The sequence below is a fragment of the Sphingomonas sp. Leaf231 genome (genome assembly GCF_001421995.1).
Taxonomy (GTDB): domain Bacteria; phylum Pseudomonadota; class Alphaproteobacteria; order Sphingomonadales; family Sphingomonadaceae; genus Sphingomonas.
Window position 1 is genome coordinate 117,683 of record NZ_LMLS01000002.1, and the last position, 25,470, is coordinate 143,152.

32 protein-coding genes and 1 tRNA gene are annotated in these 25,470 nt (G+C 65.8%); 12 read left to right on the top strand and 21 right to left on the bottom strand.

Features of this window, described 5'->3' with window-relative positions:
- Window positions 1-9: 9 nt before the first annotated feature.
- The 3 genes from ASE95_RS06780 to ASE95_RS06790 form a co-directional block, all read right to left on the bottom strand.
- Window positions 10-684, bottom strand: coding sequence for a hypothetical protein (locus tag ASE95_RS06780; RefSeq protein ID WP_056633673.1), 675 nt, complete (start codon window positions 682-684; stop codon window positions 10-12).
- Window positions 685-1,037: 353 nt separating this feature from the next.
- Window positions 1,038-2,399: a glycosyl transferase family protein gene (locus ASE95_RS06785; protein WP_082449993.1), complete on the bottom strand. Its 1,362-nt coding sequence runs from the start codon at window positions 2,397-2,399 to the stop codon at window positions 1,038-1,040.
- Window positions 2,400-2,692: 293 nt separating this feature from the next.
- Window positions 2,693-3,160, bottom strand: a complete 468-nt coding sequence (locus ASE95_RS06790) for an outer membrane protein assembly factor BamE (RefSeq protein WP_056635801.1) — start codon at window positions 3,158-3,160, stop codon at window positions 2,693-2,695.
- Between the two features lie 125 nt (window positions 3,161-3,285).
- Between ASE95_RS06790 and ASE95_RS06795 the strand changes: the two genes are divergently transcribed.
- Window positions 3,286-3,801: a ubiquinol-cytochrome C chaperone family protein gene (locus ASE95_RS06795; RefSeq protein WP_056633676.1), complete on the top strand. Its 516-nt coding sequence runs from the start codon at window positions 3,286-3,288 to the stop codon at window positions 3,799-3,801.
- A complete protein-coding gene (locus ASE95_RS06800) occupies window positions 3,798-4,325 on the top strand; it encodes a YceD family protein (RefSeq protein WP_056633679.1) in 528 nt (175 codons plus the stop codon). Before ASE95_RS06795 ends, ASE95_RS06800 begins: the two co-directional genes overlap by 4 nt.
- Here ASE95_RS06800 and ASE95_RS06805 read toward each other — a convergent pair.
- The 4 genes from ASE95_RS06805 to ftsE are packed head-to-tail and all read right to left on the bottom strand — an operon-like array spanning window position 4,322 to window position 7,120.
- Window positions 4,322-5,014, bottom strand: a complete 693-nt coding sequence (locus ASE95_RS06805) for a lysophospholipid acyltransferase family protein (protein WP_056635804.1) — start codon at window positions 5,012-5,014, stop codon at window positions 4,322-4,324. The two genes, ASE95_RS06800 and ASE95_RS06805, sit on opposite strands and share 4 nt — an antisense overlap.
- Window positions 5,011-5,547, bottom strand: coding sequence for a YdcF family protein (locus ASE95_RS06810; RefSeq protein ID WP_056633682.1), 537 nt, complete (start codon window positions 5,545-5,547; stop codon window positions 5,011-5,013). The genes ASE95_RS06805 and ASE95_RS06810 overlap by 4 nt, the downstream gene beginning before the upstream one ends.
- Entirely contained in the window at window positions 5,544-6,416 is an 873-nt protein-coding gene (locus ASE95_RS06815; protein ID WP_156347922.1) for a permease, read from the bottom strand. Before ASE95_RS06815 ends, ASE95_RS06810 begins: the two co-directional genes overlap by 4 nt.
- Window positions 6,413-7,120: a cell division ATP-binding protein FtsE gene (ftsE, locus tag ASE95_RS06820; RefSeq protein WP_056635807.1), complete on the bottom strand. Its 708-nt coding sequence runs from the start codon at window positions 7,118-7,120 to the stop codon at window positions 6,413-6,415. The genes ASE95_RS06815 and ftsE overlap by 4 nt, the downstream gene beginning before the upstream one ends.
- A gap of 137 nt (window positions 7,121-7,257) precedes the next feature.
- Here ftsE and ASE95_RS06825 point away from each other — a divergent pair, with 137 nt between their 5' ends.
- The 3 genes from ASE95_RS06825 to ASE95_RS06835 all read left to right on the top strand — a co-directional run bounded on the left by ASE95_RS06825 (window position 7,258) and on the right by ASE95_RS06835 (window position 10,474).
- The gene (locus ASE95_RS06825; RefSeq protein WP_056633688.1) at window positions 7,258-8,034 is read left to right on the top strand and encodes an MJ0042-type zinc finger domain-containing protein; all 777 of its coding nucleotides are present in this window, start codon (window positions 7,258-7,260) and stop codon (window positions 8,032-8,034) included.
- A gap of 89 nt (window positions 8,035-8,123) precedes the next feature.
- Window positions 8,124-8,210 (top strand) — tRNA-Leu (locus tag ASE95_RS06830).
- A 122-nt stretch (window positions 8,211-8,332) separates the two neighbouring features.
- Window positions 8,333-10,474 (top strand): transglycosylase domain-containing protein, encoded by a 2,142-nt coding sequence (locus ASE95_RS06835; RefSeq protein ID WP_082449994.1) that lies wholly within the window; start codon window positions 8,333-8,335, stop codon window positions 10,472-10,474.
- Here the strand turns inward: ASE95_RS06835 and ASE95_RS06840 are convergent.
- The 3 genes from ASE95_RS06840 to ASE95_RS06850 are packed head-to-tail and all read right to left on the bottom strand — an operon-like array spanning window position 10,444 to window position 12,139.
- Complete coding sequence (locus ASE95_RS06840; RefSeq protein WP_056633694.1) at window positions 10,444-11,124, bottom strand: M48 family metallopeptidase; 681 nt, start codon at window positions 11,122-11,124, stop codon at window positions 10,444-10,446. The genes ASE95_RS06835 and ASE95_RS06840 overlap by 31 nt on opposite strands.
- Window positions 11,121-11,564 carry a YcgN family cysteine cluster protein gene (locus tag ASE95_RS06845; RefSeq protein WP_056633696.1) on the bottom strand — a complete coding sequence of 148 codons (444 nt, stop codon included), beginning with the start codon at window positions 11,562-11,564 and terminating at the stop codon, window positions 11,121-11,123. Before ASE95_RS06845 ends, ASE95_RS06840 begins: the two co-directional genes overlap by 4 nt.
- Window positions 11,552-12,139, bottom strand: a complete 588-nt coding sequence (locus ASE95_RS06850; RefSeq protein WP_056633700.1) for an SCO family protein — start codon at window positions 12,137-12,139, stop codon at window positions 11,552-11,554. Before ASE95_RS06850 ends, ASE95_RS06845 begins: the two co-directional genes overlap by 13 nt.
- A 67-nt stretch (window positions 12,140-12,206) precedes the next feature.
- Between ASE95_RS06850 and ASE95_RS06855 the strand changes: the two genes are divergently transcribed.
- Window positions 12,207-12,827 carry an ankyrin repeat domain-containing protein gene (locus ASE95_RS06855; protein WP_056635810.1) on the top strand — a complete coding sequence of 207 codons (621 nt, stop codon included), beginning with the start codon at window positions 12,207-12,209 and terminating at the stop codon, window positions 12,825-12,827.
- Window positions 12,828-12,849: 22 nt separating this feature from the next.
- On the opposite strand, the gene ASE95_RS06860 is transcribed toward ASE95_RS06855, so the two are convergent.
- The 11 genes from ASE95_RS06860 to ASE95_RS06910 all read right to left on the bottom strand — a co-directional run bounded on the left by ASE95_RS06860 (window position 12,850) and on the right by ASE95_RS06910 (window position 19,618).
- Window positions 12,850-13,341, bottom strand: coding sequence for an MmcB family DNA repair protein (locus ASE95_RS06860; protein ID WP_056633703.1), 492 nt, complete (start codon window positions 13,339-13,341; stop codon window positions 12,850-12,852).
- 59 nt (window positions 13,342-13,400) lie between these two features.
- On the bottom strand, window positions 13,401-14,033 hold the full coding sequence (locus ASE95_RS06865) for a cell wall hydrolase (RefSeq protein ID WP_056633708.1): 633 nt from the start codon (window positions 14,031-14,033) through the stop codon (window positions 13,401-13,403).
- A gap of 169 nt (window positions 14,034-14,202) precedes the next feature.
- Window positions 14,203-14,538, bottom strand: a complete 336-nt coding sequence (locus tag ASE95_RS06870; protein ID WP_056633712.1) for a DUF1491 family protein — start codon at window positions 14,536-14,538, stop codon at window positions 14,203-14,205.
- The gene (locus ASE95_RS06875; RefSeq protein WP_056633715.1) at window positions 14,535-14,987 is read right to left on the bottom strand and encodes a PaaI family thioesterase; all 453 of its coding nucleotides are present in this window, start codon (window positions 14,985-14,987) and stop codon (window positions 14,535-14,537) included. The genes ASE95_RS06870 and ASE95_RS06875 overlap by 4 nt, the downstream gene beginning before the upstream one ends.
- The gene (locus ASE95_RS06880; protein WP_056633718.1) at window positions 14,977-15,447 is read right to left on the bottom strand and encodes a PTS sugar transporter subunit IIA; all 471 of its coding nucleotides are present in this window, start codon (window positions 15,445-15,447) and stop codon (window positions 14,977-14,979) included. Before ASE95_RS06880 ends, ASE95_RS06875 begins: the two co-directional genes overlap by 11 nt.
- Window positions 15,448-15,456: 9 nt before the next feature.
- A complete protein-coding gene (hpf, locus tag ASE95_RS06885) occupies window positions 15,457-16,047 on the bottom strand; it encodes a ribosome hibernation-promoting factor, HPF/YfiA family (RefSeq protein WP_056633721.1) in 591 nt (196 codons plus the stop codon).
- Window positions 16,048-16,101: 54 nt separating this feature from the next.
- Window positions 16,102-16,791, bottom strand: coding sequence for a DNA polymerase III subunit epsilon (gene dnaQ, locus ASE95_RS06890; protein ID WP_056633724.1), 690 nt, complete (start codon window positions 16,789-16,791; stop codon window positions 16,102-16,104).
- 10 nt (window positions 16,792-16,801) lie between these two features.
- Entirely contained in the window at window positions 16,802-17,398 is a 597-nt protein-coding gene (gene coaE / locus ASE95_RS06895; protein WP_056635813.1) for a dephospho-CoA kinase, read from the bottom strand.
- Complete coding sequence (locus ASE95_RS06900) at window positions 17,398-18,204, bottom strand: shikimate dehydrogenase family protein (protein ID WP_056633727.1); 807 nt, start codon at window positions 18,202-18,204, stop codon at window positions 17,398-17,400. Before ASE95_RS06900 ends, coaE begins: the two co-directional genes overlap by 1 nt.
- A complete protein-coding gene (locus tag ASE95_RS06905; RefSeq protein WP_082449995.1) occupies window positions 18,201-18,788 on the bottom strand; it encodes a Maf family protein in 588 nt (195 codons plus the stop codon). The genes ASE95_RS06900 and ASE95_RS06905 overlap by 4 nt, the downstream gene beginning before the upstream one ends.
- Window positions 18,788-19,618 carry a pyruvate, water dikinase regulatory protein gene (locus ASE95_RS06910; RefSeq protein ID WP_056633730.1) on the bottom strand — a complete coding sequence of 277 codons (831 nt, stop codon included), beginning with the start codon at window positions 19,616-19,618 and terminating at the stop codon, window positions 18,788-18,790. The genes ASE95_RS06905 and ASE95_RS06910 overlap by 1 nt, the downstream gene beginning before the upstream one ends.
- A gap of 310 nt (window positions 19,619-19,928) precedes the next feature.
- On the opposite strand from ASE95_RS06910, the gene hemE reads away from it, so the two are divergent.
- From hemE to ASE95_RS06940, 6 genes are all read left to right on the top strand, one after another.
- Complete coding sequence (gene hemE / locus ASE95_RS06915; RefSeq protein ID WP_056635818.1) at window positions 19,929-20,951, top strand: uroporphyrinogen decarboxylase; 1,023 nt, start codon at window positions 19,929-19,931, stop codon at window positions 20,949-20,951.
- A complete protein-coding gene (locus ASE95_RS06920) occupies window positions 20,951-21,406 on the top strand; it encodes a CopD family protein (protein WP_056633733.1) in 456 nt (151 codons plus the stop codon). Before hemE ends, ASE95_RS06920 begins: the two co-directional genes overlap by 1 nt.
- Before the next feature lie 199 nt (window positions 21,407-21,605).
- Entirely contained in the window at window positions 21,606-22,862 is a 1,257-nt protein-coding gene (gene rho / locus ASE95_RS06925) for a transcription termination factor Rho (protein WP_056633735.1), read from the top strand.
- A gap of 120 nt (window positions 22,863-22,982) precedes the next feature.
- A complete protein-coding gene (locus ASE95_RS06930; protein ID WP_200918771.1) occupies window positions 22,983-23,714 on the top strand; it encodes a TerC family protein in 732 nt (243 codons plus the stop codon).
- Window positions 23,715-23,790: 76 nt separating this feature from the next.
- A complete protein-coding gene (locus ASE95_RS06935; RefSeq protein WP_056633738.1) occupies window positions 23,791-24,402 on the top strand; it encodes a LolA family protein in 612 nt (203 codons plus the stop codon).
- A gap of 272 nt (window positions 24,403-24,674) precedes the next feature.
- Window positions 24,675-25,457, top strand: a complete 783-nt coding sequence (locus ASE95_RS06940) for an exodeoxyribonuclease III (RefSeq protein WP_056633742.1) — start codon at window positions 24,675-24,677, stop codon at window positions 25,455-25,457.
- Window positions 25,458-25,470: the final 13 nt, after the last annotated feature.

Below are 25,470 nucleotides of genomic sequence, written 5' to 3' on the forward strand. Positions count from 1 at the left end.
GCGACGCCATCAATAGTCGGTGCCGATCGACAGCGCCGGACCCGAGCCGGGGGAAGCCTCGCCCGCAACACGCTGTCGCCATTCCAGGGAGATGCGCAGGCGTGGCGCATCGCCGATCGGAAGTTCCAGCGTAGCGGTCGGCCCGGCATCCAGCCGCTCTGCGTCACGCTGCGCCGCCCCCCACGCCCCCAGTCCCAGCGACAGGACCGTACCGCCGGTGGTGCGGAACGCCGGGCGCACGATCCGGATCGCGCCATCGACATAACCATCGATACGGTCCCGCAGCACCGCGCCCGCCTGTGCATATCCATCAAGGCGAAAGCCGGCGGGAAGCGGTCGATCGCCGATGCCGCCGACCAGCCCCAGTGCGGTTCCGCCACGCTGGTTGGCGAGGCCGATGCGACGTTCCGCCACGGCGCGGATCGGCAACTCGGTCGGCCTCCATTCCAGCCCCAATGCGGCTTCCTGCTGCCGCGTGCCAAGCGCCGCGGCGAACCGTCCGGCGATCGCCAGCCGTCCGCGTGTATCGAGCGCGCGCGCGATCCGCACGCCCGCCTGCGCGCCGCCAAGCTGTGGGGTCGCCACGCCGCCACCCTGCCCGGCCCCCCGCACAATCGCCCATCCACTTGCCGACCAGCGCCGCCCGGTCGGTCGGGACGGTTCGGGCGCGCCATATTCAGTCATGGACGACAGCCCAGCGGCGTGTTCCTGAGTTCCTTCGATCGGGAGCCTCCCCCTGGGCTGGAGCTGGACGAGCGCCGAACCCGGTCCTGTTCGCATTGGTGCAGGCGTGACTGGCGCGGAGACCCTCGCCTGCGAACGATTCGTGGCACGCACGCCCCCCGGTGACCGCCGCGGCCCCTCTACCACGGTGGAGGGTTTCGGCGCGACGACCGGTAAGGTCCGCTCGATCACACGCCGTGCCGCCTCGCGCACCGGCGATGGTAAGGGCGTGTCGGGCGAAAGCTGCCACGTCCGCACACCGATCCACAGGCCCAGCACCAGCACCAGGAAGCGCAGGGGGCGGCCGACCCCGATCATGGCGTAGCGGAAAGCGCTTCGGGAAATCGATGAGCGGTCTTGTCCCACCGAGGTGCCGCCCCGAACAATGTCGCGATGTAGCGGGTCAATGCCCGGCGCGCCGCCAGCATTGCGATGTAATTGGCGACCAGCGCGCGCGGGATCGACCAGACGCCCTCGCGCCAGCCATGTTCGGCAGCAGTATGGCTCGCCCGCGCTGCCAGTCGCCAGATCAACAATCCGGCATTGAGCATCAGCAACGCGCGCAAGCCGATGCCGACCGGCGCTGGCATACTTCCGCGCCATGCATGCGCCAGCGACGACACGCCCCAGCCGAGCAGCGCCGCATAGGCTGCGAGCAACGCCAGGACGGCGAGCAGCCCGCGCCGGTCGCGCATGCGCATCCAGTATTCCGCCGGACCTCCACCCTTCCCCCAGCCGGTGCGATCCCAGCCCGAAAGGGCGATGCCGGTCACCCAGCGCGCTTTCTGGCGGACCGCCGTGTCGACCGTATCCGGGAAATAGGCGCGGGTAGCGATCAACGGCCCGCCCGCCTGCTCGCGCCACCGTACGAACCGTGCCGGCAAGCCGAGCGCGGCGACGCGCAGGCCGAGTTCGTAATCCTCGGTCAGGCTTTGCGGCTCGAACGGCGTGCCGCTCCCGCCGTCCAGCCGCCGCAGTGCATCGAGGCGGATCGCACATCCGACCCCCGCAAGCGGCAATGCCACGCCCAGTGCCGATCGCACCACGAGGTCACGACGGTGCGACTCGGCGAATTCATCGGCATAATGGCCCGACACCAGACGCCGCCGCGGCTCGATGAGCGGAACGACCGGAAGTTGCACCAAAGCAGCGTCACGAAGGTGATCGTCGAAGGTGCGCAGTTCGGCGGGGTGCACGACATCCTCTGCGTCATGCAGGACCACGGCTGCGGTGCGACGGCCAGTCGCCGCGTCGTCTTCGCACAACGCCCGCCAGAGATGGTTGAGACAATCCGCCTTGGTGGTGGGTCCGTCGTGCATCGCCACCACGACGCGAACCCGTCCTTCCCTGTCCGCGACGGCACGTGCGGCGTTCAGCGTTCCGGGGTCGTTAGGGTAACATCCGACGTAGAGACGATAATCGGGGTGGTCGTATCGTGCGAGCGTTGCGGTCAGCATCGCACCGATCACATGCTGTTCGTCCCACGCCGGAACGAAGACTGCCAGCGGCAGCGGTGGCGCGGGCGACAGATCGGTTCGCGCAGGCTCGCCTGGTCGGACGCGCCACCACAGCAGGTCGACCAGCAGATCGTCGATGCCGCCGGCAAGGATGAACGCCGCCGCAAACAGCGCCGGCTCCGCCACCGCCCGATCGAAACCGCCGAGCGTGACCGTCATGTCTCAGCGATATCCATGAAGCTGCCCCCCGACAGGCGCCTTCATGGCGAAACTGTGACAGATTGGCAACTACGACCCGATAACCGTTGTCCCGATACGAACCGAATCGGCGTCGGGACGTTAGCGGCACGGTCCCTTTCCCCCTTTCGGGACCGGTGCCGACCCAAGCCGGTACCGGCCGCGCCGCTGCGTACAGGGCGGCGCGGCCGAAGCCGGGCGAGATGGTCGCCGCTATCGTCATCGAAACCGACCTCGTGGTCGCTCTTGACCAGCGGGGCCTCACCGGAGTGGCGCTATTGTCCGTTGCGCCCGGTCGGTCCTGCCCCGCTCGGCCCACCCGCGGCACCGACCGCGCCGATGTTGCCGAACAGATCCTGGAAGAAGCCACGCTCGCGCCCGAGCGTCGGCGTGGTCTTGCCATAAGGAGCCAGATTGACGACCTGCTCGACCCCCGACTTGCGGATCGTTCTGACGTTGCCGGCCTCATCGAAACTGATCTGCAGCGTCAACTGCTCGCGCGGCTTGGGCGCGTTGAAGGCGTAGTTGCGGCTGTCGCGCGCGATGTAATACCAGTCGCCCTGGTTGAATTGCGCGGCGAAGCTGGGCGATCCGAGCGTCGCGAGCACCGACTGGCGATTGTCGACCCCCGGCTGGATGGCATTCACCAGATCGGCATCGACGATATAGCCCTGATGCGAGCGGAGCGGCGTGCAGCCTGCGGCGAGAACGCCGGCCAGGGCAAGGAAGATCAGCGGGCGCATCGATACTCCGGTCACAGGCGCGCGTGGACTTTGCGGCCAGCCGCCTCAATATGCGCACAGGCGGGGCGAGACAAGCATGCGCCGTCGCACCGGCTGGTGGACCAACGAAGGGCAATGACGAACAAATGCTACTGGGCTGGTTGAAGAGGGTGTCAGGCAGGCGCGACCGCAGCGCCGCACTGCCGCTGTACGATGCGGTGGTCGCTCGCGCGCGCGCGCCGCACTGGTATGTGGAAGGCGCGGTGCCCGACACGCTGGACGGACGCTTCGACATGGTGGCAGCGGTGCTGGCCATGGTGCTGCTGCGGCTGGAGGAAGACCCCGATGGACCTGAACCGACCGCGCGGCTGACCGAGCGGTTCGTCGACGACATGGATGCGCAGATTCGCCAGATCGGATTTGGCGACATGGTGGTCGGCAAGCATGTCGGGCGGATGATGGGGATGCTCGGCGGGCGGCTGGGGGTCTATCGCGACGGATTGGCCGGCGGCGATCTCGACGCGGCGCTGGTGCGCAACCTGTATCGCGGCGATGCGCCGGCGCCGCCTGCACTGGCCCACACGCGAGACGCGCTGATCGGGGTGCGCAACGGGCTGAATGGCGTGCCGCTGGCGATGCTGATGGAAGGACGATTGTCATGACGACCGAATTCGCGCGCGTCGAACGGCTGGATACGATCGGCGAAGAAGAACGTCGTGTCGCGATCGAAGCGAACGACACGGAACGGGATGCGCTCGCACGGCGATTCGAATTGCTCGCGGTCGAACGACTCGGTGCGGAATTTACGATCCGCCGTGAAGCCGGAGGGGTCACCGCGCGTGGCCGCGTAGATGCCGTGGTGGTGCAGGCTTGCTCGGTCACCGGCACTCCGTTGCGACAGACGGTGGGCGAGGATGTCGCGCTGCGCTTCGTCGAACCCGCGGTCGGCGGCGGTGAGGAGGAGATCGAACTGGCCGGCGACGCGCTCGACACGATCGAGATCGAAGGCGGCGGCATCGATCTTGGCGAGGCGGCGGCGGAGACGATGGCGCTCTGCCTCGATCCCTTCCCGCGCAGCCCGGAGGCTGAGACGGTGCTCAAGCGATCCGGCGTGTTGAGCGAGGAGGAAGCCGGCGCGTTCGGCGCGCTTGCCGGCCTCAAGGCGCAGATGGAGGGTAAAGCCTAATCGGCGGGCTTGTTCAGGACGTTGATCGCGGCATGCACCTGCGCCTCGATCACGCGGCGCGGCAGGCCCGCCGGGATCGGCTCGCCGATGCGGATCGTGATCGTGCCGCTCCGCTTGGCGCCCTTCTTTGGCAGCAGTCGCCCACTGTCGAGTGCGATCGGCACCACCGGCAGATCGAGCGCTTTGTAAAGCCCGGCGAAGCCCGAGCGTAGCGGCGGGCTTTCGCCATGCGGAACGCGCGTTCCCTCCGCATAGACGATGACCGACCGGCCGGTGCCTCGCACAGCGGCACCTTCGCGCATCAGGGCGCGCAACGCTCTGGACGACGCCTCGCGGTCGACCACCAACGCGCCGTATTCCTTCGCTGCCCAGCCCCATAACGGGATGCGCATCAGCTCACGCTTCAGCACCACCGCCGGGGAACCGAGCAACAATTGCAATTCGAGCGTCTCGTACATCGCCTCATGCTTGGACACGTAGAGATACTGGCCGGCCGGCACCTCTCCCTCGACCCGCGGCGTGATGCCCAGAACCCACCGCATCAACAAGCGATGCAGCCTTGACCAGCGGTCGGAATGCGCGATCAGGATGCGCTGTCCGAACAACGCCGCGATCGGCGTGGTCGCGACGATCGGCACCGAGAATATGTAGAACAGCGTCCTGAACGCGATCGTCCGCAGCCACTTCACCGCCACTTCTCTCCCCACAGCACTACCCGCCGCAGCAGCAGCTTGTTGTATTCGTTGAAGGCCTGCGTCAGCGTCGGCTGCGCGGGCACGCCATCCACGATGACGGTCACGCCCTCCCCCAGCGCAGGCCCGAGTTCCAGCGCCGCGCGGCGCGCGTGCCAGTTGGACGTGACCAGCCGGATCGATCGATAGCCGCGCGCACGCACCCAGGCCGCCGTTTCCTCCGCATTGCTGCGCGTGTCGACCGCCTCCGCACCCAGATCGACGCAGCAGGCGATCGTCGCGGCGTGGCCGGCGACCCGTGCAAGGTCGGCGCGGGTCACGCCGGGTGCGGTGCCGGTCACCAGCATCCGCCGTGCACGCCCCTGTTCCAGCAGGTCCAGCCCGCGCGCGGTACGCCCGGCCGCGCCGGTCGGCACGACGATGCCGTCGGTGCGTCGCTGCGGGTCGGCAGGTTCGGGAAGCGCCAGCATGAACAGCGCGAAGCCCAGCATCCAGGCCAGCAACGCCGATGCGATCAGCCGCTTGGTCATATCGTTCGTCCCAGCGCCCGCACGACCGCCAGATAGGCGATCAGCGCCGCAAGCGCGACAAAGGCGAGCGGCAACGCAACCACCACGATCCAGCCGCCCTGCCCCAGCGTCATTCCGCCGATCAACTGCGATCCCGCACCTGCCGCGAGGTGCCCCAGCACAAGGATCACCGCCCAGGCCGCGAGTGCCCCTGCCCCTGCCCCGACGGCCGAGTCGCGGACCATCCGTCGCCGGAACAGTGCGGCGACCTGCACGTCGGTCGCGCCCAGTCCATGCATGACATCTATCGTGTCGCGATGCGCGGCCAGTCCGGCGCGGACCGTCAGCAACACCATCGCCGCGCTTCCCGCGACCATCAGCACCACGATCGCCAGCGCCAGCGCCGTCAGCATGGTCAGCAGCATGCCGGTCTTTGCCAAGGCCTCGTCATGAGCATCTACGCGCACCGCCGGCCCGATCGCGGTGAGTGACGCGCGCACCTGCGCCAAGGCGCCGGCCCGTGGCGCCACCTCGATATCGATCAGCATCGGGATCGGCAGCTCCGCCCCGGTCGCGGCATCCCCCACCCATGAACCGAGCAGGCGTGCCACTTCGGCCGTCGATACCGGTTCCACCTTCGTGACGGCTGGCGACGTCCGCAGCGCCGTCAGCGCGCGCGCGGCGAGGGCGCGACGGGCATGCCCGTCCGCAGCGACGATCTGCACCGTCGCGTGGTGCATGAGCGCGGTGCGAAAGGCCAGCGACCCGCGCGCGGCGGCGATTCCGCCAGCGGCCGCCAGCACCGTCAGGAATAGCATGATCGCCAGCACACCGGCCATCATGCGACCGTCCCGTGACGTATCGAGAACGCGGGCCGTCGCGGCGCTCATGCGCGCTCACGTCGCAACGGCCCACCTGGTGCGCCAACCGTATCGTCCAGTCGCCCGCCGACGATGCGCATCGTCCGTGCCCCCGGAACGCGCGCGAGCAATTGGCTGTCGTGCGTGGCAACGACCACGGTCGTTCCCAGCGCGTTGAGCGAGGCGAACAGTTGGATCAGGCGATCGGCCATCGCATCGTCGACGTTGCCGGTCGGCTCGTCGGCGAGCAGCACGTCCGGGCGCGCGATCACGGCCCGCGCGATCGCCACGCGCTGTTGCTCGCCGCCGGACAAGGTGGCGGGTCGTGCGTCGGCGCGATGCGCCAGCCCGACCCAGGCGAGCATCTCTCCCACCGCCTCGCGCACTTCGTCCGCCGCGACATCCGCGATGCGCAACGGCAGCGCGACATTGTCGGTGATCGACAAATGCGGGATCAACCGAAAATCCTGATAGACCACCCCGATCCGACGCCGCAGCGCAGGCATCTGCACGCGCGGCATCGTCACCACATCGCGCCCGAACAGGCGGATCACCCCCCGGCTGGGGCCTTGCGCAAGGTAGAGAAGCCGCAGGAGAGAGGTCTTGCCCGCACCGCTGTCGCCGGTCAGGAAGTGGAACGAGCCGGGCGCAAGCGAGAAGCTGATGTCGCGCAGCACCTCTTCGCCATGGCCATAGCGCAGGCCCACGTTCTCGAACTGCACGATCGCCGCCATCGTCCGCAGCCATTGCACGTGCGACATGGCGGCTTCAAGCACGGTCGCGACCATCCTTCCCGCTTGCGTTCCCACCTTGCCATCGTGCTGGCGCGCGTGTTTAGATTCGGTTCGTTCGTCCTGCCGGTGCCGCGCCCATGATCCTCGACTGCCCCGAATGTCGCGCACGCTACCTGGTGCCGGACCATGCCATCGCCCCGCCGGGGCGTACCGTCCGCTGCGCCAATTGCGGGCATAGCTGGTATCAGGACGTCAGCTACGCCGACGAACCCGAGGCAGAGGTGGCGGCCGAAGAGCCGGCGCATGCGGTCGTCGCGACCGATCCCGGGCCGGTGACATCCCCCGTGGAAGCGGCTCCGCCACCGAGCCTGCCGCTACAGGCACCGTCGCCGGCGGCGGTGCCGACACCGACGCCCACGCCCGCGACGCCCGTGCAACCGGCCGATTATGACGCATTCGCGCATCGCCCTCCGTTTCGCGCACCTACCCGCAACAACGGGCGGTTCCGCACGATCGCCAGCCTTGCCGCCGGGTTGCTGATGCTCGCCGCTGTTGCGGTGATCTTGTGGACGACCGCACCCGGCCTCGCGCAACAGATCGGCCTTTCGATCGGGCCGGAGGAACTGCCGCTGCGCATCGCCGACAATCCGATCGAGCGCCGCAAGATGGCGAACGGATCGGAATTGTTCGCGGTCAGCGGTCGGATCACCAATCCGTCCTCGACGCGACAGCGCATTCCCGACATCCGTGCCGACCTGCGCGATTCGCAGAACCGCATCGTGTTCAGTTGGACGATCACACCACAACAACGGACCTTGTTGCCGGGCGGAGCGATCGATTTCAACTCGGCACAGGTCGACGTACCCGCAAGCTCGAAACGCCTTGATCTTAGTTTCGTCGGCGAATCGAGCTGATCGTGGCCGAATTGGCGTTGCCACTGGGCGCGTGCTTTGCTAGGGGCGCGTCCCTACCAGACGCCGGGCCTGCCCGGTGGACAACACGTGCGGTCGTGGCGGAATTGGTAGACGCGCAACGTTGAGGTCGTTGTGTCCGAAAGGACGTGGAAGTTCGAGTCTTCTCGGCCGCACCAGTTTCCCGCCCCGACGCGGTGAGCCATAAGCCAGGAATATCACTCCGCCGGTGCCGCCGTCGGGTTCCGGCAAAGACCTTGTTAAGCGCTGCTCAAGCCTATATCCGCCACCAGGCTGATCTATGGCACGTGCCCGCACCTCCCGCTCCGCTCCGTCCAGAGCCCGCTTGCCGTGGCGGCGCCGGCTGGTCCTTGCCCTCAAACTGGCGCTAGTCGCCGGATTGCTGGCATTCGCCGCGCTGTTGACGGCGGTGTACATTGCAAGGTCGCAGCTACCGAGCTTCGAGTCGCTCAAGTCGTCGCCGAACGGACAGATGATCCGCGTGCATGCCGCGGATGGCTCGGTGCTGGTGTCGCTCGGGCCGAGTTACGGCGAATGGCTGTCTTACGATCGCATCCCCGCTGTGATGCGCGAAGCGACGATCGCGGTCGAGGATCGCCGGTTCCGCAGCCACATCGGCGTCGATCCGATCGGCATCGGCCGTTCGCTTTGGGTCAATTATGAGCGCGGTCGCAGGGTACAAGGCGCGTCGACGATCACCCAGCAGCTGGCGCGCAATATCTTCCTGAACAATCAGAAGAAGTTCGGTCGCAAGTTCCGCGAGGGCATCCTCGCGTTGGCGCTGGAGCGCAAGTTCACCAAGGCACAGGTGCTCGAGCTATACCTTAACAAGGTATATTATGGCGGCGGCGCATACGGGATCGACGCAGCAAGCCGGAAGTTCTTCGGGCATGGCGCCGGCGAATTGAGCCTCGCCGAGGCGGCGGTGATCGCGGGACTGGTGAAAGCACCGTCGAATTACTCGCCCACCGCCGACGCAGAGGCTGCCGTCGGCCGTGCGGGCGTCGTGATCCAGCAGATGGTGCGCAACGGCTTCATCTCGGTGTCGGAGGCGCGCGAGGCGAATGATGTCGGCGTGAAGCTCGCCCCCGCACCGCGCCAGAACAGTGTTCGTTATTTCACCGACTGGGCGCTCCCGCAGCTCGACCTGCTGATCGATGAAACCGAAAAACCGCTGGAGGTGTGGACCACGCTCGACCCTGCGATGCAGCGCGTCGCCGACACCGCGGTTCGCGCCAATGTGCCAAAGGGTGCGCAAGGAGCGCTGGTCGCGATCGATCGCGACGGATCGGTACGCGCAATGGTCGGCGGCACCGACTATGTCAGCTCGATCTACAACCGCGCGACGCAGGCGCAGCGGCAGCCGGGGTCGGCGTTCAAGCTCTTCGTGTACCTCGCCGCGCTGGAAGCCGGACGCACACCTGAGGATCGTGAGCTGGACGCACCGGTGACCATCGACGGGTGGAGCCCGCGCAACGATTCGCGCCGCTTCTCCGGTGAAGTCACATTGCGCACCGCTTTCGCCTATTCGCTGAATACGATCGCGGCGAAGCTCGGGCAGGCGGTCGGTTTTCAGACGGTTGCCGACATGGCCCGTCGGTTCGGGATCACGACGACGGTCAACACGCATCCGTCGATGGTGCTCGGCACCTCCGATGTCCGGCTGATCGATATGACCCGCGCCTTCGCCAGCGTCGGCAACAAGGGCGTCGCGGTGATCCCGTTCGGCATCACCCGCGTCACCGCCGAAGGTGAGGAAATCTACCGGCACGAGGTCGATCGTAGCCAGGTGCTGGTCGCGCCGAACGTTGCAGCGCAGATGACCGATCTGCTCCAGACCACCGTCAACACCGGCACGGGGCGTGCTGCGCAGATTGGTCGCCCGGTCGCCGGAAAGACCGGCACCACGACGAGCAGCAAGGACGGATGGTTCCTCGGCTTCTCCTCGGGCCTGACGACCGGCGTGTGGATGGGGCGCGACGATGCGCGGCCGATCGCCGGCCTGCACGGTGGCACCGCACCGGCGCGCGCCTTCCAGCAGTTCATGAGCAAGGCGGTCGCCACTCGCCCGATCGAGCAGTTCGAAACCGCCGTGACGCTGCCGGAGGCGCAGCTGGAGCCGGATGCCGAAAGCTATTACAGCGCGCCTGACAATTCCACGTTCGTCGACGAGGACGGGTACGGCCCGACGACCCCTGGCGACCCGCAGGATCAGGCACCGGTCTTCGGCCCGGAGCGGCCGGTGGTTCAGCCGTTGCCCCCGTCCGAGGATGGCGAACAACCGCGACGCGACGACGAGCGACTGGATCAGGATTGGCTCGATCGTGTCACCGGCCAGCAGCGGCGGGACGCCGTGCGCACCCCATCGCCACGCGCCAACGTGCCACCGGCTCAATCGGCAGGCGAGCGCCCGAACCAGTGAAGCGATGCGCCATGGGCGCGTAGCCACGCACGCTCCGCTACAGGATCGCGCCCGTAGAGCGTTGCGACCAGCGCGTGGAACGCCGGCGAATGATCCATATGGATGCGGTGCGCAACCTCGTGCGCGGCTGTCGCCCGCCGCACCTCCGGTGGGGCCAGCACCAGTCGCCAGCTGTAGCGTATCGCCCCATGATGCGCGCAACTGCCCCAGCGACCGCGCGGATCGCCGACCGCCACGCCGGTGACGTTCACGCCCGCACGGGCGGCGTAAACGGCGGTGTCCGCCTCTAGCAAGGCGAGGGCCCGACGGCGCAGCCAAAGCTCCACGCGACGCGGAACCATCTCGACGGGTCCACCGATCGTAAGCCGATCCTCCACGATCTTCGGCAAACGCGGGGCATCGGCCCGCCAGTCGATCGTCAACGGCACACCATCAACGGGCAACACCGCCCCCGGCATGAAAGGACGCGCCACCGGCAGACGCTCGCGCTGGCGCTCGATCCATTCCGACTGCCCACGTGCCCACGTGAGCGCCTTCGTCAGCGAGGCGCGAGGCGGCACGGTCAGACGCGCGCGGCCGGTTATCGGATCGAAAGACAACCGCGTGCGGCGCGCACGTACATTGCGAACGATCAGGATCTCGTCGTTCACAATTGACGGTCGACCATGTGAAGTTCGAGGTCGCCGGCATCGTCCTCGCTGATCGTCCACCCACGAACCGACTCGCGCGCGCGGTGAACGGCCTCCCGATCGCCCGAGACGAGATAATGCCAGTCTGGCAGTGGCTCGTCATTGGCCCGCAAGCGATAGGCGCAGGTAGTCGGCAGCCAGTCGATCTCGTGGACGTTGCCCATCGTCAACCGCACGCATTCGCTGACATAGGCGCGGCGGTGCCGGTAATTGGAGCATTGCCCGCTACGGCGGTCGAGCAAGCGACACGCGACGTTTGTCGCGATCAGCTCGCCGGTGTCCTCATCCTCCAGCTTGTGGAGGCAGCACTTGCCGCAACCGTCGCATAACGCCTCCCATTGCGCACGATCGAGCTTGTCGAGCGGGGTCGACTCCCAGAAACGTCCGGTCAACGCGCCCATGTGGTCACTTCCTTCGCGATGGCCGCCGGCGGCCCTTCCGGCAACAATGCCAGCGGATGCCCTTCGGGATCGAACAGGTAAATCTGTCGGCTATGATCCATCAGATAGCCCTCCGACGTACCGGCGCCTCGCGCGAAATATATGCCATATTCCCGTGCGACCTTCGCGATCTGGGCCGCGGTGCCGGTCAGTCCGACCAGTCGCGGGTGGAAGGCGGAGACGAAGCGCTTGAGGACCGGCGGCGTATCCCGCGCAGGATCGATGGTAATGAAGATCGGAGCGATCCGCCGGGCCAGCGCCGGCTCGTCACGCTCCAGCAGTTTCACGGCAGCGGCGATGTTCTGGACGTCCGTCGGGCAAACGTCCGGGCAGAAGGTGTAGCCGAAATAGACGATACGATATCGTCCCGCGAAATCGCGGTCGGACACCGTTCGGCCGTTCTGGTCGATCAGCGAGAAAGCTCCACCGATCCGTGCGCCGGTAAGCGGGGGCTCACCAGCGGGTTCCTGCGCGCATCCCGAAAGTGGCCCGGCGACCAGCAACGCGACCGTGGCGACAAAACAGCGCATGTTCATGGTGAAGGCAGATGTGATCGGTTATAGCGCCCGGCGCAACCCTAGGCCGCTCGTGAGAACCGATCAGATGCTCCGCCGCACGACCCTGAACGCCGCGCTTATCGCCGCGCTTTCCGTATCCGCCGCCCTGCCGGTTGCGGCCCCTGCCCGCGCGCAGCAGCAATCCCAGCGTTACAAATTCCTGGAGGCGGTGCGTAAGGGCGACGGGAATGCCGTCATCGCGATGCTCGACCAGCCCGGACAGACGATCGTCAACTCGCGCGATGTGACGACCGGCGAAGGCGCGATGCACATCGTGGTCAAGCGTGGAGACGCGACGTATCTGCGTTATCTTCTGTCCAAGGGTGCCGACGCCAATTTGCGCGACGGACAAGGCGAGACACCGATGATGCTGGCGGTGCAGGCCGGCCAGCCAGATCTGGTGCAGATCCTCGCCGCTTCGAAGGCGAATGCCAATCTGGGCAACAACGGCGGCGAGACGCCGCTGATCCGTGCGGTGCAACGCCGCGACCTCGCGCTGGTTCGCGCGGTGCTGGCGGCGGGCGGGAACCCCGATCAAACCGATAACGTCGCCGGCATGTCGGCCCGCGACTATGCCAAGCGTGACACGCGCGCGCTGCCGATCCTGAAGACGCTGGAAGAGGCACCAGCCAAGACCCAACGCGCCGTGTCAGGACCGAAATTCTGACCTGACCGACGAGATCGGCCGCTCATGAGGCCTGAACCGCATCGGGATCATGTGTCGTGATCAGCCGGCGTGCGGCGCGGCGGGCGAAGGCCAGCGTGCAGCGCTTTCGGGTCGGGGCGGGAAGGGGATCGGTGCGCGCTTCACGGACGATCGCGGCATCATAGCGATCCGCAACGATCAAGCCCGTACGCTCCGGCAGAAACGCGGCACCCGCGATCGGCGAGACATCGAACCCTACGGGAACCGCCCAATAAAAGCGATCGCAATGGGCAAGGTAATCCTGCCACTTCCCATCGCCTAGAAGATCGGCGCGCGAGACCTTGATCTCCACGATGACCAGCTGGCCGCGCGGATCGATCGCCATCAGATCGGCACGGCGCCCGCCATCCAGCGGCACTTCGGAAATCGCGGGCAAGTCGTGACGGAGCAGCATCCGCGTCACGCCGCGCGCCACATCGGCGGCGCACAGGGCGGCGGTCGCTTCGCTATGGCAGGTGTCCGGCGGCGTCAGCATCACGCAACCAAATAGAACATCACGCGAACGAAAGCCACGCCCTCGTTCGCGTAATCGCCTCAGCGATAGAAGATATGATTGCCGATCGAAGCGATGCGCGTGCCATTGGCATGGCCGACGCGGCGATGGTTGAAGTACAACGCATCGGCGGCATTGCTTTCCCACGCCTCTTTCATCGCGACCTTGGCCACCGCCATCGCGGTACGGAAATCGTCGTTGCTCGGCGCATCGGGAAGCTTTCCCCCGCGCACGAACGAGAATTGGCCCTTTTGCGTGACGACGTCGCAGACGCTGCCACCGAACCGGCGCGAGCGGGTGCGATTCAGGATCACTTCGGCGACTGCCAACTGTCCGGTCAGCGGCTCGCCGCGCGATTCGAAGTAAATGGCGCCGGCGAGGCAACGCAGGTCCTGATCCGCATCCGAGCGGATCGACTGGTCCGCAACCGCAGCGGCGAGCGTGGGATAGGCAACCTGCTCTTCGACCTGTTCGGCGGTAACCACGGCATCTTCCGCGCTCGGAGCGGCGGGCGTCATCGCGGGAACCTGCGACGGCAGGGAGAGTTGAATCGCGGTAGAGACGGCTGGAACGGCCGGAAGATCAGCAGCTAGTCCTGGCGAGCTCTGAGCCACCAGAGCGAGGACCGAGAAAGTAAGCGTCACGAAGGTGGCGACGCGGGAGCTGAACGGCATTCTACATCATTTTTGTGCGGTGGTTGCGCGGGAACAATCGCTGGATCAGCGTTAGCTGTCTCGTATCGCCCGGGTCCCCCCCGACTGCGTCACCGTTCGGGATCGCACCCCGCATCGGCACAACGCATGTTGTCGATGAAATCCGGCTACGTCCCAAGTGTTAACAGCGTCAATCCGTCAGGATCGTTTCAGCGACGAACCGTTCGGCGTCCGGGACGTCCAGTTCGATCACCCAGAGATCCGGATCGCGACCGCGCCGATTCTGCCAATAATCCTCCAGTTCCTCCACCGCACCGGTCGACGGTCCGGCCGGGATCAGCATGTCACGATCATCGAGTCCCCGCATCCGTTCGATCGCGCGCAGCCCGCGCCCCTCGGCGATCAGCACCAGCAACGCACCGCCCTGGGCTTCGCCGCGGGCGCGCACCACCGCCAGTCCGCCGGAATCGTTGACCCGGCGCAGCAACGCGCCAACCGCCAGATGAGTCGGGAGCCGAGTGCTCATGCCGCAGCATAGCCCGGCAGAGAGGCCAACGAGATCCGCGAACGCATGAACGTACCGGTGCCCCGCGCCACTTCCTCGCCATCGGCGGTAATCAGGCGCGCCTCCGCAACGAAAACCCGTCGTTGGCCGCTGATCCACCGGCCCTCAGCAACGACGGGCCCCTCGCCCAGCGGACGGGTGAGCAGCAGGCTGAATTGCGTGGTCAGCAGGAAGCGATCGGTGACCAGGCTGTTGCAGGCGTAGAAAGCCGCATCGTCCAGCATCTTGAAGTAGCTGGTGCCGTGCGCCGCCCCCGCCGCATGAAAGTAGCGGCTATCGACGTCGAAGTGGATGCGCGACTCGCCCGCTGCGGAAACTTCGAGCCGCGACACGAAGAAGCGGTTGATCGGTGCCGCGGCGTAAAGCGACTCGAGTGCGCGATAATGCGCGGCAGCGCCCTCAGGCGGCATCGCGCACCTCGTGATCGGTCAGCAGGGCATAAATCGCGTCGGGAGATGCAGCCCCGCGCAGTTTGGCCAATAAGGCGCGATCACGGAGTCGTCGCGCCACGCGGGCCAGTGCCTTCAGATGTTCCCCGCCAGCGTGGGGCGGCGAGAACATCGCCACCACCACATCGACGGGTGCGTCGTCGACCGCGTTGAAATCCAGCGGCTGTGCCAGTCTGGCCACCGCCACCGCCACGCGGCGAAGACCGGCGATCCTGGCATGTGGAATCGCAACGCCGCCGCCGAACCCGGTCGAGCTTTCCTTCTCTCGAATCGACAGCGCATCCGCCACGACGCGCGCATCGACGCCCAGCGTCGGCGCGACGAGCGCGCCGAGCTGGACGAAGAGCGCCTTTTTCGAAGGTGCGGCGACGCCGACGACAACGAGTTCGGGGACGAGCAGGTCGCTAAGATCGCTCGCCATCAGCAGCGATCAGCCGCCACGCTGCGGCTCCACCCAGCCGATCGTGCCGTCACCACGGCGATACACCATGTTGTATGATCCGGTTCCGGCGTTCTTGAACAACAATGCCTGGGTGTTGCGCAGATCGAGCATCATCACCGCGTCGGAGACACTGGCGTCGGGAACGTCGACGCGCGTCTCGGCTACCACCAGCGGCGCGTCGGTTGCGTCATCCTCGCCGACCTGCTCCGCGAACAAGGTATAGCCCGCATTGTCATAGCCGGTGCGATCCTGCACCTCTTCGGTCGCCACATGCGCTGCATGCCGGTCCTTCAGGCGACGGACGTACCGGCGAAGCTGCTTCTCGATCTTCTCCGCCGCACCGTCGAACACCAGATGCGCGTCGTGCGCCTCATGACGACCCTTCAGGATCAGTCCCCGCGTGACATGCGCCACGATGTCGCAGGTGAAGCCATTGTCATGCGGACCCTTACCGAACGTCACCTCCGCAGAGATCGCGCGGGCGAAGTATTTGTCGGCGATACCCTGGAGCCGGTCCTGAACATGGGCCTTCAGCGCGTCGCCGATCGCCACCTGATGACCTGAAATCCGGATATCCATATATTCTCTCCATCGCTAACCGGCCTGCCCCCTGCAGCCCGGCGGACTTTCGCGTCAGTCGGACGCGACGACTCCCCACAAGGGTTCTTTGACCCCTTTCAGAAACGCAGCATGCGCCACCAGTTCCGCTGCGCTCGGAGAAAAGACGCGCAGCGGCCGGACCTGTGACGGGACGGCGATCACCTCCACGACGGGAGCCGGCGCAACCTCGCTGACCAGGCCCAGGCCGATCTGCCGGCCGCCCATCAATTCGACATACACCTGCGCCAGCAACTGCGCGTCGAGCAGCGCACCGTGCAGCACGCGGTGCGAACGGTCGATGCCGAAGCGGCTGCACAAAGCGTCCAGCGTATGCTTGGCTCCGGGATGACGGGTACGCGCGATCGCCAGCGTATCGACCATCCGCGAACGGCACACCATCCGCTGACCGCAGCGTTCCAGTTCGCCGTTCAGAAAGGAGAAATCGAAACCGGCGTTGTGCGCGACGAGTGGTGCGTCGCCAATGAAATCGAGCAATGCGGCAACCCCGGCGGCGAACAGGGGATGTTTCGCCAGGAAGGCCGCCGACAGTCCGTGGACCCGCTCCGCCTCGGCCGGCATATCGCGTTCGGGATGGAAATAGGCGTGATACGTTCGCCCGGTCTCGACCCGATTGATCAGTTCGACACATCCGATCTCGACCATGCGGTCGCCGCCTGCAAAGCTCAGTCCGGTTGTTTCGGTGTCGAAGACGATCTCACGCATGGTCGGGTCGTTATCGGCGCTGTACGACGCCGGTGCAAGCGATCACGCGGGCAACCGCCGCGCGGGTCTCGCCCAATGGTGTATCGGTCGCGATCACCCAGTCGGCACGCGCACGCTTTTCGGCGTCGGGCAACTGCCGCGCGAGAATCGCATCGAACTTGGCGACGCTCATGCCGACGCGAGCCAGCGTCCGGGCGCGCTGCACATGCGGGGCGGCCGATACGACAACCACCCTGTCGACCTCGTCGTCCGCGCCGGTTTCGAAAAGCAGCGGGATATCGAACACGACGAGCGGCGCATCGTCATGCCGATTGAGGAAAGTGGCGCGTTCCGCGCGGACAGCCGGATGGACGATCGCCTCAAGCGCGCGCAGCGCCGCATCGTCGTCCAGCACCGCGGCGGCCAGTGCCGCACGATCGACGCCGCTCTCGCTTGTGGTTCCCGGGAACCGCGCCTCGATGGCGGGTAGCAGCGCGCCGCCTGCACCCTGTAGCCGATGAACCACCGCATCGGCATCAAACACCGGGACGCCCGCGGCTGCGAACATCGCGGCGACCGTGGATTTGCCCATGCCGATCGATCCGGTCAGCCCTAGAATCATCGGCATCATGCGAGCAACAGCGCGCGCAATTCCTCGTCATGCCCGCGTGGCGGTGCGGCGCCGAAAAACAGTTCGAATGCCAGGGCTGCCTGCCCGACCAGCATCTCCAGCCCGTCGACCGTGTCCAGTCCCCGCGCCTGCGCCGCGGCGAGCAAAGGCGTGACCAGCGGCGCGTAGACGATGTCGTACACCAAGGCGTCCTCGGCGAGCGGCGAAAGGTCGAGATCGAGCGGCGGCTGACCGGTCATCCCCAGCACGCTGGCATTGACCAGCAACGACGCCGCAGGCAGCCGCGCGGTGAGCGGCAGCGCTTCCCCCTTCAACCCGAACCGGGCAAGCAGGGCCGCTCCCTTAAGCGGCGTACGATTGAGCAGCGTCACCTGGCCGACACCGGCGCGTGACAGCGCGAACAGCACGGCACGTGCCGCGCCGCCGGCACCGACGACCACCACCGGTCGTGCCGCCAGATCCACGTCGGCGATCGGCGAAAGAAAGCCCGCCGCATCGGTGTTCGTCGCGATCAGGTCGCCCTCTGGCCCGCGGAACACGGTATTCACCGCGCCGATCGCGCCCTTGACGTCGCCCGGGTCGGGGACATGGTCCAGCACGGCAAGCTTGTGCGGGACCGTGACATTGCAGCCGCGCCATTCCGGATCCGCAGCACGGTTCGCGAAAAACGCGCCGAGATCGGCGGCGTCCACACGCGTGGCCCGATACTCCCCGTCCATTCCCAACTTGCGAAGCCAGAAGCCATGAATCAGCGGCGATTTGGAATGACTGATCGGATCGCCGATCACTTCGGCATAGGTCATGCGGGCAGCACCTGTCGAATACGCAGATAGTCGAGCACCGGGAGCAACGGCATGCCCAGCACCGTGAACTGGCTTCCCTCGATTCGCGTGAACAGCTGCGCACCCGGCCCCTCGATCCGATAGCAGCCGACGCAGCCCGCGATCGCCGGCCATTCGGCGTCCAGATACGTTTCGATGAACGCGGCCGAGAGTGGTCGGACGAACATCTTTGCCTTGTCCACGACTCGCCACACCGGCTGCCCGTTCTCCGCGATCACCGCCGCGCTGACCAGATCGTGGCGCTTGCCCGACATGCGTGTCAGATGCTCTCGCGCCTCGTCGCGGTTCGCGGGCTTGTCGAGGATCGTCCCGTCGTCGAGCACCGCGAGACTATCGGAGCCGAGCACCAGATGTCCGGGATGACGGGCCGCGACCTTCAGCGCTTTCAGTTCGGCGAGGGCGTCGGCGACATCGCGCGGAGGGCGACCGGCCATCGCCGCCTTCAACGCCGCTTCATCGGCATAGGCCGGCTCGGCGGTGAACGGCACCCCGGCGGCGGACAGCATGGCGGTGCGCGAGGCGCTCTGCGAAGCGAGGATCAGCATCAATCGGTGTTCCGTGCCGCCAGACCGCGGCGTTCATTGACGAGCGCGATGATCGCGGCGGCAGTTTCCTCGATCGAGCGACGGGTGACGTCGATCACCGGCCAGCCGTTGTCCGCGAACATCCGTCGTGCGTAGGCGATCTCGCGCGCAACCGCATCCTGGTCGACGTAATTGGTTTCGGTCGCCTGATTGAGCGACAACAACCGATTACGCCGGATCTGGATCAGCCGGTCGGTGCTGGTGGTCAGCCCGACGACCAGCGGATTGCGCAACGAGAACAACGAGCGCGGCGGCGGACTTTCGACCACGACCGGGATGTTCGCGGTCTTGAAGCCGCGATTGGCGAGATAGATCGACGTCGGTGTCTTGGACGAGCGACTGACGCCGGCCAGCAGGATGTCGGCTTCTTCCCATTCCTCATGCGCAATCCCGTCGTCATGCGCGATCGTGAACTGGATGGCATCGACGCGCGCGAAATAGGCCGCGTCGAGGACATGCTGGCGACCCGGGCGCGCCTTGGCTTGCTGTCCCAGCAGCACCGACAACGCATCGTTGACCGGATCGAGAGGCGCGACCGTCGGCAGGCCAAGCGCCAGGCAACGCGTTTCCAGCGCGGCCCGCGTCGCCGGATTGACGAGCGTGAAGATCACCAGTCCGGGATTGTGCGCGATTTCCTGAAGGATGCGATCGAGATGGGTCTCGGTCCGCACCATCGGCCAGAAGTGCCGCACCGTCTCTACATCGTCATATTGCGCCAGCGCGGCCTTCGCGATGTTCTCCAGCGTCTCGCCGGTCGAGTCCGACAGCAAGTGGAGGTGGAGGCGAGGCATGAACGCGCTGGACCGATCTGTGGATAACTCGTGGACAGGCGGTAGCGTAACTCTTCGGACCCGCCAAGGGAGACCCGGATCGGTGGATAAGCCGGATTCCATCCACAGCGTCGTCCCCAGCGTCCAATTCTATCCACAGCCTGTGAATCATGGGGATCGACCTGCGCGACTCCGGTCGCGTTCGAGGGGACACCGCGAGTCAAGCTGTTGGCAATTCCGGTGATGACGCATAAGCCCCGCAACCCACGCGCCAACCACATCAACAACCATCTCACTTGAATCTTCTTGAAGGGAAGATGTGCCGCTTATGATGGCGAACAAACCCCTGTTGCGGGTCCTGAACGGCACCCGCGCCGAGCGACCACCGACGTGGCTCATGCGTCAGGCCGGGCGGTACCTTCCCGAATATCGCGCGCTACGGGCCGAGAAGGGCGGGTTCCTCGCGCTCGCCACCGATCCGCTCGCCGCGACGGAAGTGACGCTGCAACCGATCCGCCGGTTCGGCTTCGACGGCGCGATCCTGTTCTCCGACATCCTGATGGTGCCGTGGGCGCTGGGACAGGACCTGTCATTCGGCGTCGGGGAGGGGCCACGGCTTGCCCCGCCGCTGCTGGACGCGACGCTGCAGACACTCGACGCGGTGCCGGCCCGTCTCGATCCCGTCTATGCGACGGTGCGTACCGTTGCGGCCGCGCTGCCCCCCGAGACGACGTTCCTGGGTTTCGCGGGATCGCCGTGGACGATCGCCACCTACATGGTGGCCGGGCAGGGCAGCCGCGATCAGGAGCTTACGCGGCGCTTCGCCTATGCTGACCCCGCAGCCTTTGCCGCGATCGTCGATACGGTGGTCGTGATGACCATCGACTATCTGGTCGGCCAGATCGAATCCGGCGTCGAAGCGGTGCAATTGTTCGATAGCTGGGCGGGCAGCCTGTCACCCGATCAATTCGAACGCTGGGTGATCGCTCCCAATCGCGCGATCGTCGACGGCGTCCGGGCGCGCTGCCCGGGGGTGCCGATCATCGGGTTTCCCAAGGGTGCGGGCGGCAAGCTCCCCGCCTATGCCGCCGGAACGCGCGTCGACGCGATCGGGCTGGACGAGACGGTAGACCCGGGCTGGGCCGATGCGGTACTGCCGCCCGAGTTGCCGGTACAAGGCAACCTCGATCCGCTGGCGCTGCTGACCGGCGGCGACGCGCTTGACCGCGGGATCGACCGTGTGCTCGCCGCGTTTCCGGAACGGCCGCACGTCTTCAATCTCGGCCACGGGATTGGGCAGCATACGCCGATCGCGCATGTCGAGCAGTTGCTTGAAAGGATCAGGGGCGAATGATGGCGGGATTCCTCGGCGCGACCTATGACTGGGTGAAGGCGGCGCACGTCATCTTCGTGATCTTCTGGATGGCGGGGCTGTTCATGCTGCCGCGCTACCTGGTCTATCACCAGGAAGGCTTGTCCGATCCGGCGGAAGCGGCGCGATGGGTGGAGCGTGAGGGCAAGCTGCGCCGCATCATCCTGACCCCGGCGATGATCGTCGTCTGGGTGCTGGGCATCGCACTGGCGCTGAACGCCGGGATCGCGGATGGCGGGCCGGGATTGGGCTGGCTGCATGCCAAGCTGGCGATCGTGTTGCTGCTCAGCGGGTACCATGGCTGGGCGATCGGCTATGCCAGGAAGCTGGGCAAGGGTCGCGCGACGGTGTCGAACAAGGCGTTGCGCATGATGAACGAGATCCCGGCGCTTGCCGCAACGTTGGTCGTCATCCTGGTGATCGTGAAGCCGTTCTGATCCGTCTACGCCACCACTGAGGCGGTTCGGGAGCGGCGGATCGATGCCGTGACGGGTTGACTAAGCGCGGCATGAATCATACCCCCGCGCCCACGACGTCGCCGGTCCTCGGTGGGCGCCTCCTCTACAGCTTCGTTTCTCGAGCGTTCTCCATCGCCGGCCGAGCTTTCCCCGACACCCGATCACATCGGACAGACACATGCATCTCAAGGATTTGAAAAAGAAGGCGCCGGCCGAGCTCGTGCAGCTGGCCGAGGAACTGGGCGTCGAGAGCGCCTCGACGCTGCGCAAGCAGGATCTGATGTTTGCGATCCTGAAGGTTCAGGCCGAAAACGGCGAACAGATCATGGGCGAAGGCACGATCGAGGTGCTGACCGATGGCTTCGGTTTCCTGCGGTCGGCGCAGGCGAATTACCTCGCCGGCCCCGACGACATCTACGTCAGTCCCAACCAGGTGCGAAAGCACGGCCTGCGTACCGGCGACACGGTGGAGGGCGAGATCCGCGGCCCGAAGGACGGCGAACGCTACTTCGCGCTCGTGAAGATCATGCAGGTCAATTTCGAAGACCCCGATCGCGTCCGCCAGCGGGTCAACTTCGACAACCTCACGCCGCTCTATCCGGACGAGCGGCTGAAGATGGAAATCGAGGATCCGACGATCAAGGATAAGTCGGGCCGTGTGCTCGATGTGGTCGTTCCGATCGGCAAGGGGCAACGCTGCCTGATCGTCGCACCGCCGCGGGTCGGCAAGACGATCATGATGCAGAACATCGCCCGTGCGATCAGCCACAATCACCCGGAAGTGTTTCTGCTGGTGCTGCTGATCGACGAGCGGCCCGAGGAAGTTACCGACATGCAGCGCACGGTCAACGGCGAGGTGGTCTCCTCTACCTTCGACGAACCGGCGACCCGCCACGTCCAGGTCGCCGAGATGGTGATCGAAAAGGCCAAGCGTCTGGTCGAGCACAAGAAGGATGTCGTCATCCTGCTCGACAACATCACCCGTTTGGGTCGCGCCTACAACACCGTCGTGCCATCGTCGGGCAAGGTGCTGACCGGCGGTGTCGACGCCAATGCATTGCAACGCCCGAAGCGCTTCTTCGGCGCTGCGCGCAACATCGAGGAGGGTGGCAGCCTCACCATCATCTCGACCTCGCTGATCGATACAGGCAGCCGCATGGACGAAGTGATCTTCGAGGAGTTCAAGGGCACCGGCAACGCGGAAATCGTGCTCGACCGCAAGGTCGCCGACAAGCGCATCTTCCCGGCGATCGACGTCGGCAAGAGCGGCACCCGCAAGGAGGAGCTGCTGGTCGAGAAGGGGCATCTGTCGAAGATGTGGGTGTTGCGCCGGATCCTCATGCAGATGGGAACCGTCGATGCGATGGAGTTCCTGCTCGGCAAGATGAAGGATTCCAAGACCAACGACGATTTCTTCGATTCGATGAATCAGTAATCGACGACGGACCGCCACGCACTGTCCCAACGGCGTCGTGGCGGCCACCTGGATCGCGTTCGTGCGGAACGTTATGTCCGGATGCATCATTGATGCTGGTTCAATACGAGGGGTGATCCGTTGAGCATAATCGCCACGCTTGCTGCGGCCGCCGCGTCGGTGCCGATCCAGGGGCCGGGGTCGCTGGGGGACATCTGGCACCATATCGTCGCCGATTTCTCGAATCTGTCGGATCCGGCCGTGCTGGCGGCGTTCGGTTCTGTGCTGATGATCGACCTGGTGCTTGCGGGCGACAATGCGATCGTCGTTGGCGCACTTGCCGCCGGGCTGCCTGCCGAGCAGCGCAAGAAGGTGATCCTAATTGGGATCGGTGCCGCGTTGGTGCTGCGCATCTTCTTCGCCTTGATCGTCACGTGGCTGATGGGCATCGTCGGCTTGGTCTTCGCGGGCGGGCTGCTGCTGCTGTGGGTCAGCTGGAAGTTTTGGCGCGAAATCCGCAGCGGCGGACATTCGGAGCTCGATGCGCACGGCGATCCGGACACGGTCAAGCCGGTCAAGAGCTTCGCGGCGGCGGCATGGGCGGTTGCGATCGCCGACGTGTCGATGAGCCTCGACAACGTGCTGGCAGTGGCAGGGGCGGCCCGGGAGCACCCGGGTATCCTTGTCGTCGGATTGCTGCTGTCGGTCGCGCTGATGGGCCTCGCCGCGAACTTCATTGCGCGGATCATCGATCGATATCGCTGGATCGCCTATGTCGGGCTTGCGGTGATCCTCGTCGTGGCGATCCGGATGATCCACGAAGGCTGGATCGGCGCTGAAAACACTCCCGGGCTGGTCACGCTGTTCACGTAAGCGGACGCGCCGGGGTTCACGGGGGGTTCAACGCCCCCGTGACAGGACGCCACGATCGTCTCTGACAGGAGCTGTCATGCCCAAATATCACCTGCCGTTCGTTGCACTGGCGACGATGGCGGTACCGGTCGCAGCGCAGGGTGATCCGGATCTTGCGGCGGTACAGCGTTCGATCGCCGGCACGAACTCGATGACTGCCGCGTTCAGCCAGACCGACCGCAACGGGCAAGTGCTGACCGGCACGCTGACGCTGAAGAAGCCGGGCAAGATCCGCTTCCAATATCAGAAGGGCGTGCCGCTGCTGATCGTCGGCGATGGCAAGGCGCTGACGTTCATCGACTATTCGGTCAGGCAGGTACAACGTTGGCCGATCGGCAATTCGCCGCTCGGCGTGTTGCTGGATCCAACGCGGGATATTTCCCGCTACGCCAAGATCGTGCCTTCGACCAACCCGGCGGTCCTGTCGGTCGAGGCGTACGACGCCAAGCATCCGGAATATGGCCGGATCACGCTGGTGTTCGCGCGCAGGCCCGATGCACCTGCGGGATTGATGCTACAGGGTTGGGCGGCGCTGGACAGCCAGGGCAATCGCACGACGCTGCGGCTGAGCGAACAGCGTTTCAACGTGCCCGTCTCGGATGCGACCTTTCGCTGGACCGACCCACGGCGGCAGGGGCGAACGGGCTAAACACGGTAAATTTTTCCAATTCGTTCATCTTCGCGAAAGACTCGCATCGTTAATGATGTTTGCACGGTCGGTGGGCCGCCGGGATTTTCCCCCTGTTGCCCGGCTTTTCACCTATCGCTTGCGTGACGAACGCTGAGTCGGCCCTCGCTCCACGCCCCCGGAGCGGGGGCCTTTCCATTTGGCGGAATAGCGTTTCTCGTGGCGTGTAGGCGGAGCCGGTGCCAACGGCGGTGGTCTTGCTCCCCTTACGGCTGAGGTCTAACCAACCGGCCGTGAAGATCGTATCCTGGAACATCAATTCGGTCCGCTTCCGGATCGACATCGTCGAGCAATTCCTGCGCGAGGTGGAGCCGGATGTGCTTTGTCTCCAGGAGACCAAGGTTATCGATGCCGACTTTCCGGCGGGTGCATTCCAGGCCCTGGGTTACGACCACATTCTGCTCCACGGCCAGCGGATGCATCACGGTGTCGCGATCGTCGCGCGGGTGCCGATGGTCGAGGATGACCGGCTGGATTGGCAAGCCAATCGCGAGGCGCGGCATCTGGGGGTCCGGTTGCCGAACGGCGTGCGGATCGAGAATGTCTATGTACCGGCGGGCGGTGACGTGCCCGACCGCGAGATCAACGCCAAGTTCGGGCAAAAGCTGGATTTCGTGGAGCGGATGACCCGGTGGTCGGAGACGCTCACCATTCCGACGATCCTAACTGGCGATTTCAACATCGCGCCGTTGCCCAGTGACGTGTGGAGTCACAAGGCATTGCTGAAGGTGGTCAGTCACACCCCCGTCGAGGTCGACGCACTCGATCGATTGAAGGCGTCGAACGACTGGGTCGATCTTGGGCGCCATTTCCATCCGGCGCCGGCCCGGCTCCATACGTGGTGGAGCTACCGATCGCCTGACTGGACGAAGAACGATCGCGGTCGTCGGCTGGACCATATGTGGGCGACGCAAGACGTCGCAAAGAAGGCGACTGCGCATACCGTCTTCGAATCATGTCGTAATTGGCTGAAACCCTCCGACCATGTGCCGATCATGACCGAGTTCGACTGGTGAGCGCCAACGATGC

What these genes read in the sequence shown, in the direction of transcription:
- ASE95_RS06810 (WP_056633682.1), bottom strand. Translation starts at nt 5,547, where the DNA reads ATGACCAAGCGGCTGATCGCATCGGCGTTGCTGGCCTGGATGCTGGGC.
- dnaQ (WP_056633724.1), bottom strand. Translation starts at nt 16,791, where the DNA reads ATGCGTGAGATCGTCTTCGACACCGAAACAACCGGACTGAGCTTTGCA.
- ASE95_RS06870 (WP_056633712.1), bottom strand. Translation starts at nt 14,538, where the DNA reads ATGAGCACTCGGCTCCCGACTCATCTGGCGGTTGGCGCGTTGCTGCGC.
- ASE95_RS06800 (WP_056633679.1), top strand. Translation starts at nt 3,798, where the DNA reads ATGACGACCGAATTCGCGCGCGTCGAACGGCTGGATACGATCGGCGAA.
- hemE (WP_056635818.1), top strand. Translation starts at nt 19,929, where the DNA reads ATGGCGAACAAACCCCTGTTGCGGGTCCTGAACGGCACCCGCGCCGAG.
- ASE95_RS06880 (WP_056633718.1), bottom strand. Translation starts at nt 15,447, where the DNA reads ATGGCGAGCGATCTTAGCGACCTGCTCGTCCCCGAACTCGTTGTCGTC.
- ASE95_RS06795 (WP_056633676.1), top strand. Translation starts at nt 3,286, where the DNA reads ATGCTACTGGGCTGGTTGAAGAGGGTGTCAGGCAGGCGCGACCGCAGC.
- ASE95_RS06905 (WP_082449995.1), bottom strand. Translation starts at nt 18,788, where the DNA reads ATGCTGATCCTCGCTTCGCAGAGCGCCTCGCGCACCGCCATGCTGTCC.
- ASE95_RS06825 (WP_056633688.1), top strand. Translation starts at nt 7,258, where the DNA reads ATGATCCTCGACTGCCCCGAATGTCGCGCACGCTACCTGGTGCCGGAC.
- ftsE (WP_056635807.1), bottom strand. Translation starts at nt 7,120, where the DNA reads ATGGCGGCGATCGTGCAGTTCGAGAACGTGGGCCTGCGCTATGGCCAT.
- ASE95_RS06780 (WP_056633673.1), bottom strand. Translation starts at nt 684, where the DNA reads ATGACTGAATATGGCGCGCCCGAACCGTCCCGACCGACCGGGCGGCGC.
- ASE95_RS06900 (WP_056633727.1), bottom strand. Translation starts at nt 18,204, where the DNA reads ATGACCTATGCCGAAGTGATCGGCGATCCGATCAGTCATTCCAAATCG.
- ASE95_RS06855 (WP_056635810.1), top strand. Translation starts at nt 12,207, where the DNA reads ATGCTCCGCCGCACGACCCTGAACGCCGCGCTTATCGCCGCGCTTTCC.
- ASE95_RS06935 (WP_056633738.1), top strand. Translation starts at nt 23,791, where the DNA reads ATGCCCAAATATCACCTGCCGTTCGTTGCACTGGCGACGATGGCGGTA.
- ASE95_RS06910 (WP_056633730.1), bottom strand. Translation starts at nt 19,618, where the DNA reads ATGCCTCGCCTCCACCTCCACTTGCTGTCGGACTCGACCGGCGAGACG.
- ASE95_RS06850 (WP_056633700.1), bottom strand. Translation starts at nt 12,139, where the DNA reads ATGAACATGCGCTGTTTTGTCGCCACGGTCGCGTTGCTGGTCGCCGGG.
- ASE95_RS06860 (WP_056633703.1), bottom strand. Translation starts at nt 13,341, where the DNA reads ATGCTGACGCCGCCGGACACCTGCCATAGCGAAGCGACCGCCGCCCTG.
- ASE95_RS06835 (WP_082449994.1), top strand. Translation starts at nt 8,333, where the DNA reads ATGGCACGTGCCCGCACCTCCCGCTCCGCTCCGTCCAGAGCCCGCTTG.
- ASE95_RS06790 (WP_056635801.1), bottom strand. Translation starts at nt 3,160, where the DNA reads ATGCGCCCGCTGATCTTCCTTGCCCTGGCCGGCGTTCTCGCCGCAGGC.
- rho (WP_056633735.1), top strand. Translation starts at nt 21,606, where the DNA reads ATGCATCTCAAGGATTTGAAAAAGAAGGCGCCGGCCGAGCTCGTGCAG.
- hpf (WP_056633721.1), bottom strand. Translation starts at nt 16,047, where the DNA reads ATGGATATCCGGATTTCAGGTCATCAGGTGGCGATCGGCGACGCGCTG.
- ASE95_RS06815 (WP_156347922.1), bottom strand. Translation starts at nt 6,416, where the DNA reads ATGAGCGCCGCGACGGCCCGCGTTCTCGATACGTCACGGGACGGTCGC.
- ASE95_RS06875 (WP_056633715.1), bottom strand. Translation starts at nt 14,987, where the DNA reads ATGCCGCCTGAGGGCGCTGCCGCGCATTATCGCGCACTCGAGTCGCTT.
- ASE95_RS06785 (WP_082449993.1), bottom strand. Translation starts at nt 2,399, where the DNA reads ATGACGGTCACGCTCGGCGGTTTCGATCGGGCGGTGGCGGAGCCGGCG.
- ASE95_RS06920 (WP_056633733.1), top strand. Translation starts at nt 20,951, where the DNA reads ATGGCGGGATTCCTCGGCGCGACCTATGACTGGGTGAAGGCGGCGCAC.
- ASE95_RS06865 (WP_056633708.1), bottom strand. Translation starts at nt 14,033, where the DNA reads ATGCCGTTCAGCTCCCGCGTCGCCACCTTCGTGACGCTTACTTTCTCG.
- ASE95_RS06845 (WP_056633696.1), bottom strand. Translation starts at nt 11,564, where the DNA reads ATGGGCGCGTTGACCGGACGTTTCTGGGAGTCGACCCCGCTCGACAAG.
- coaE (WP_056635813.1), bottom strand. Translation starts at nt 17,398, where the DNA reads ATGCCGATGATTCTAGGGCTGACCGGATCGATCGGCATGGGCAAATCC.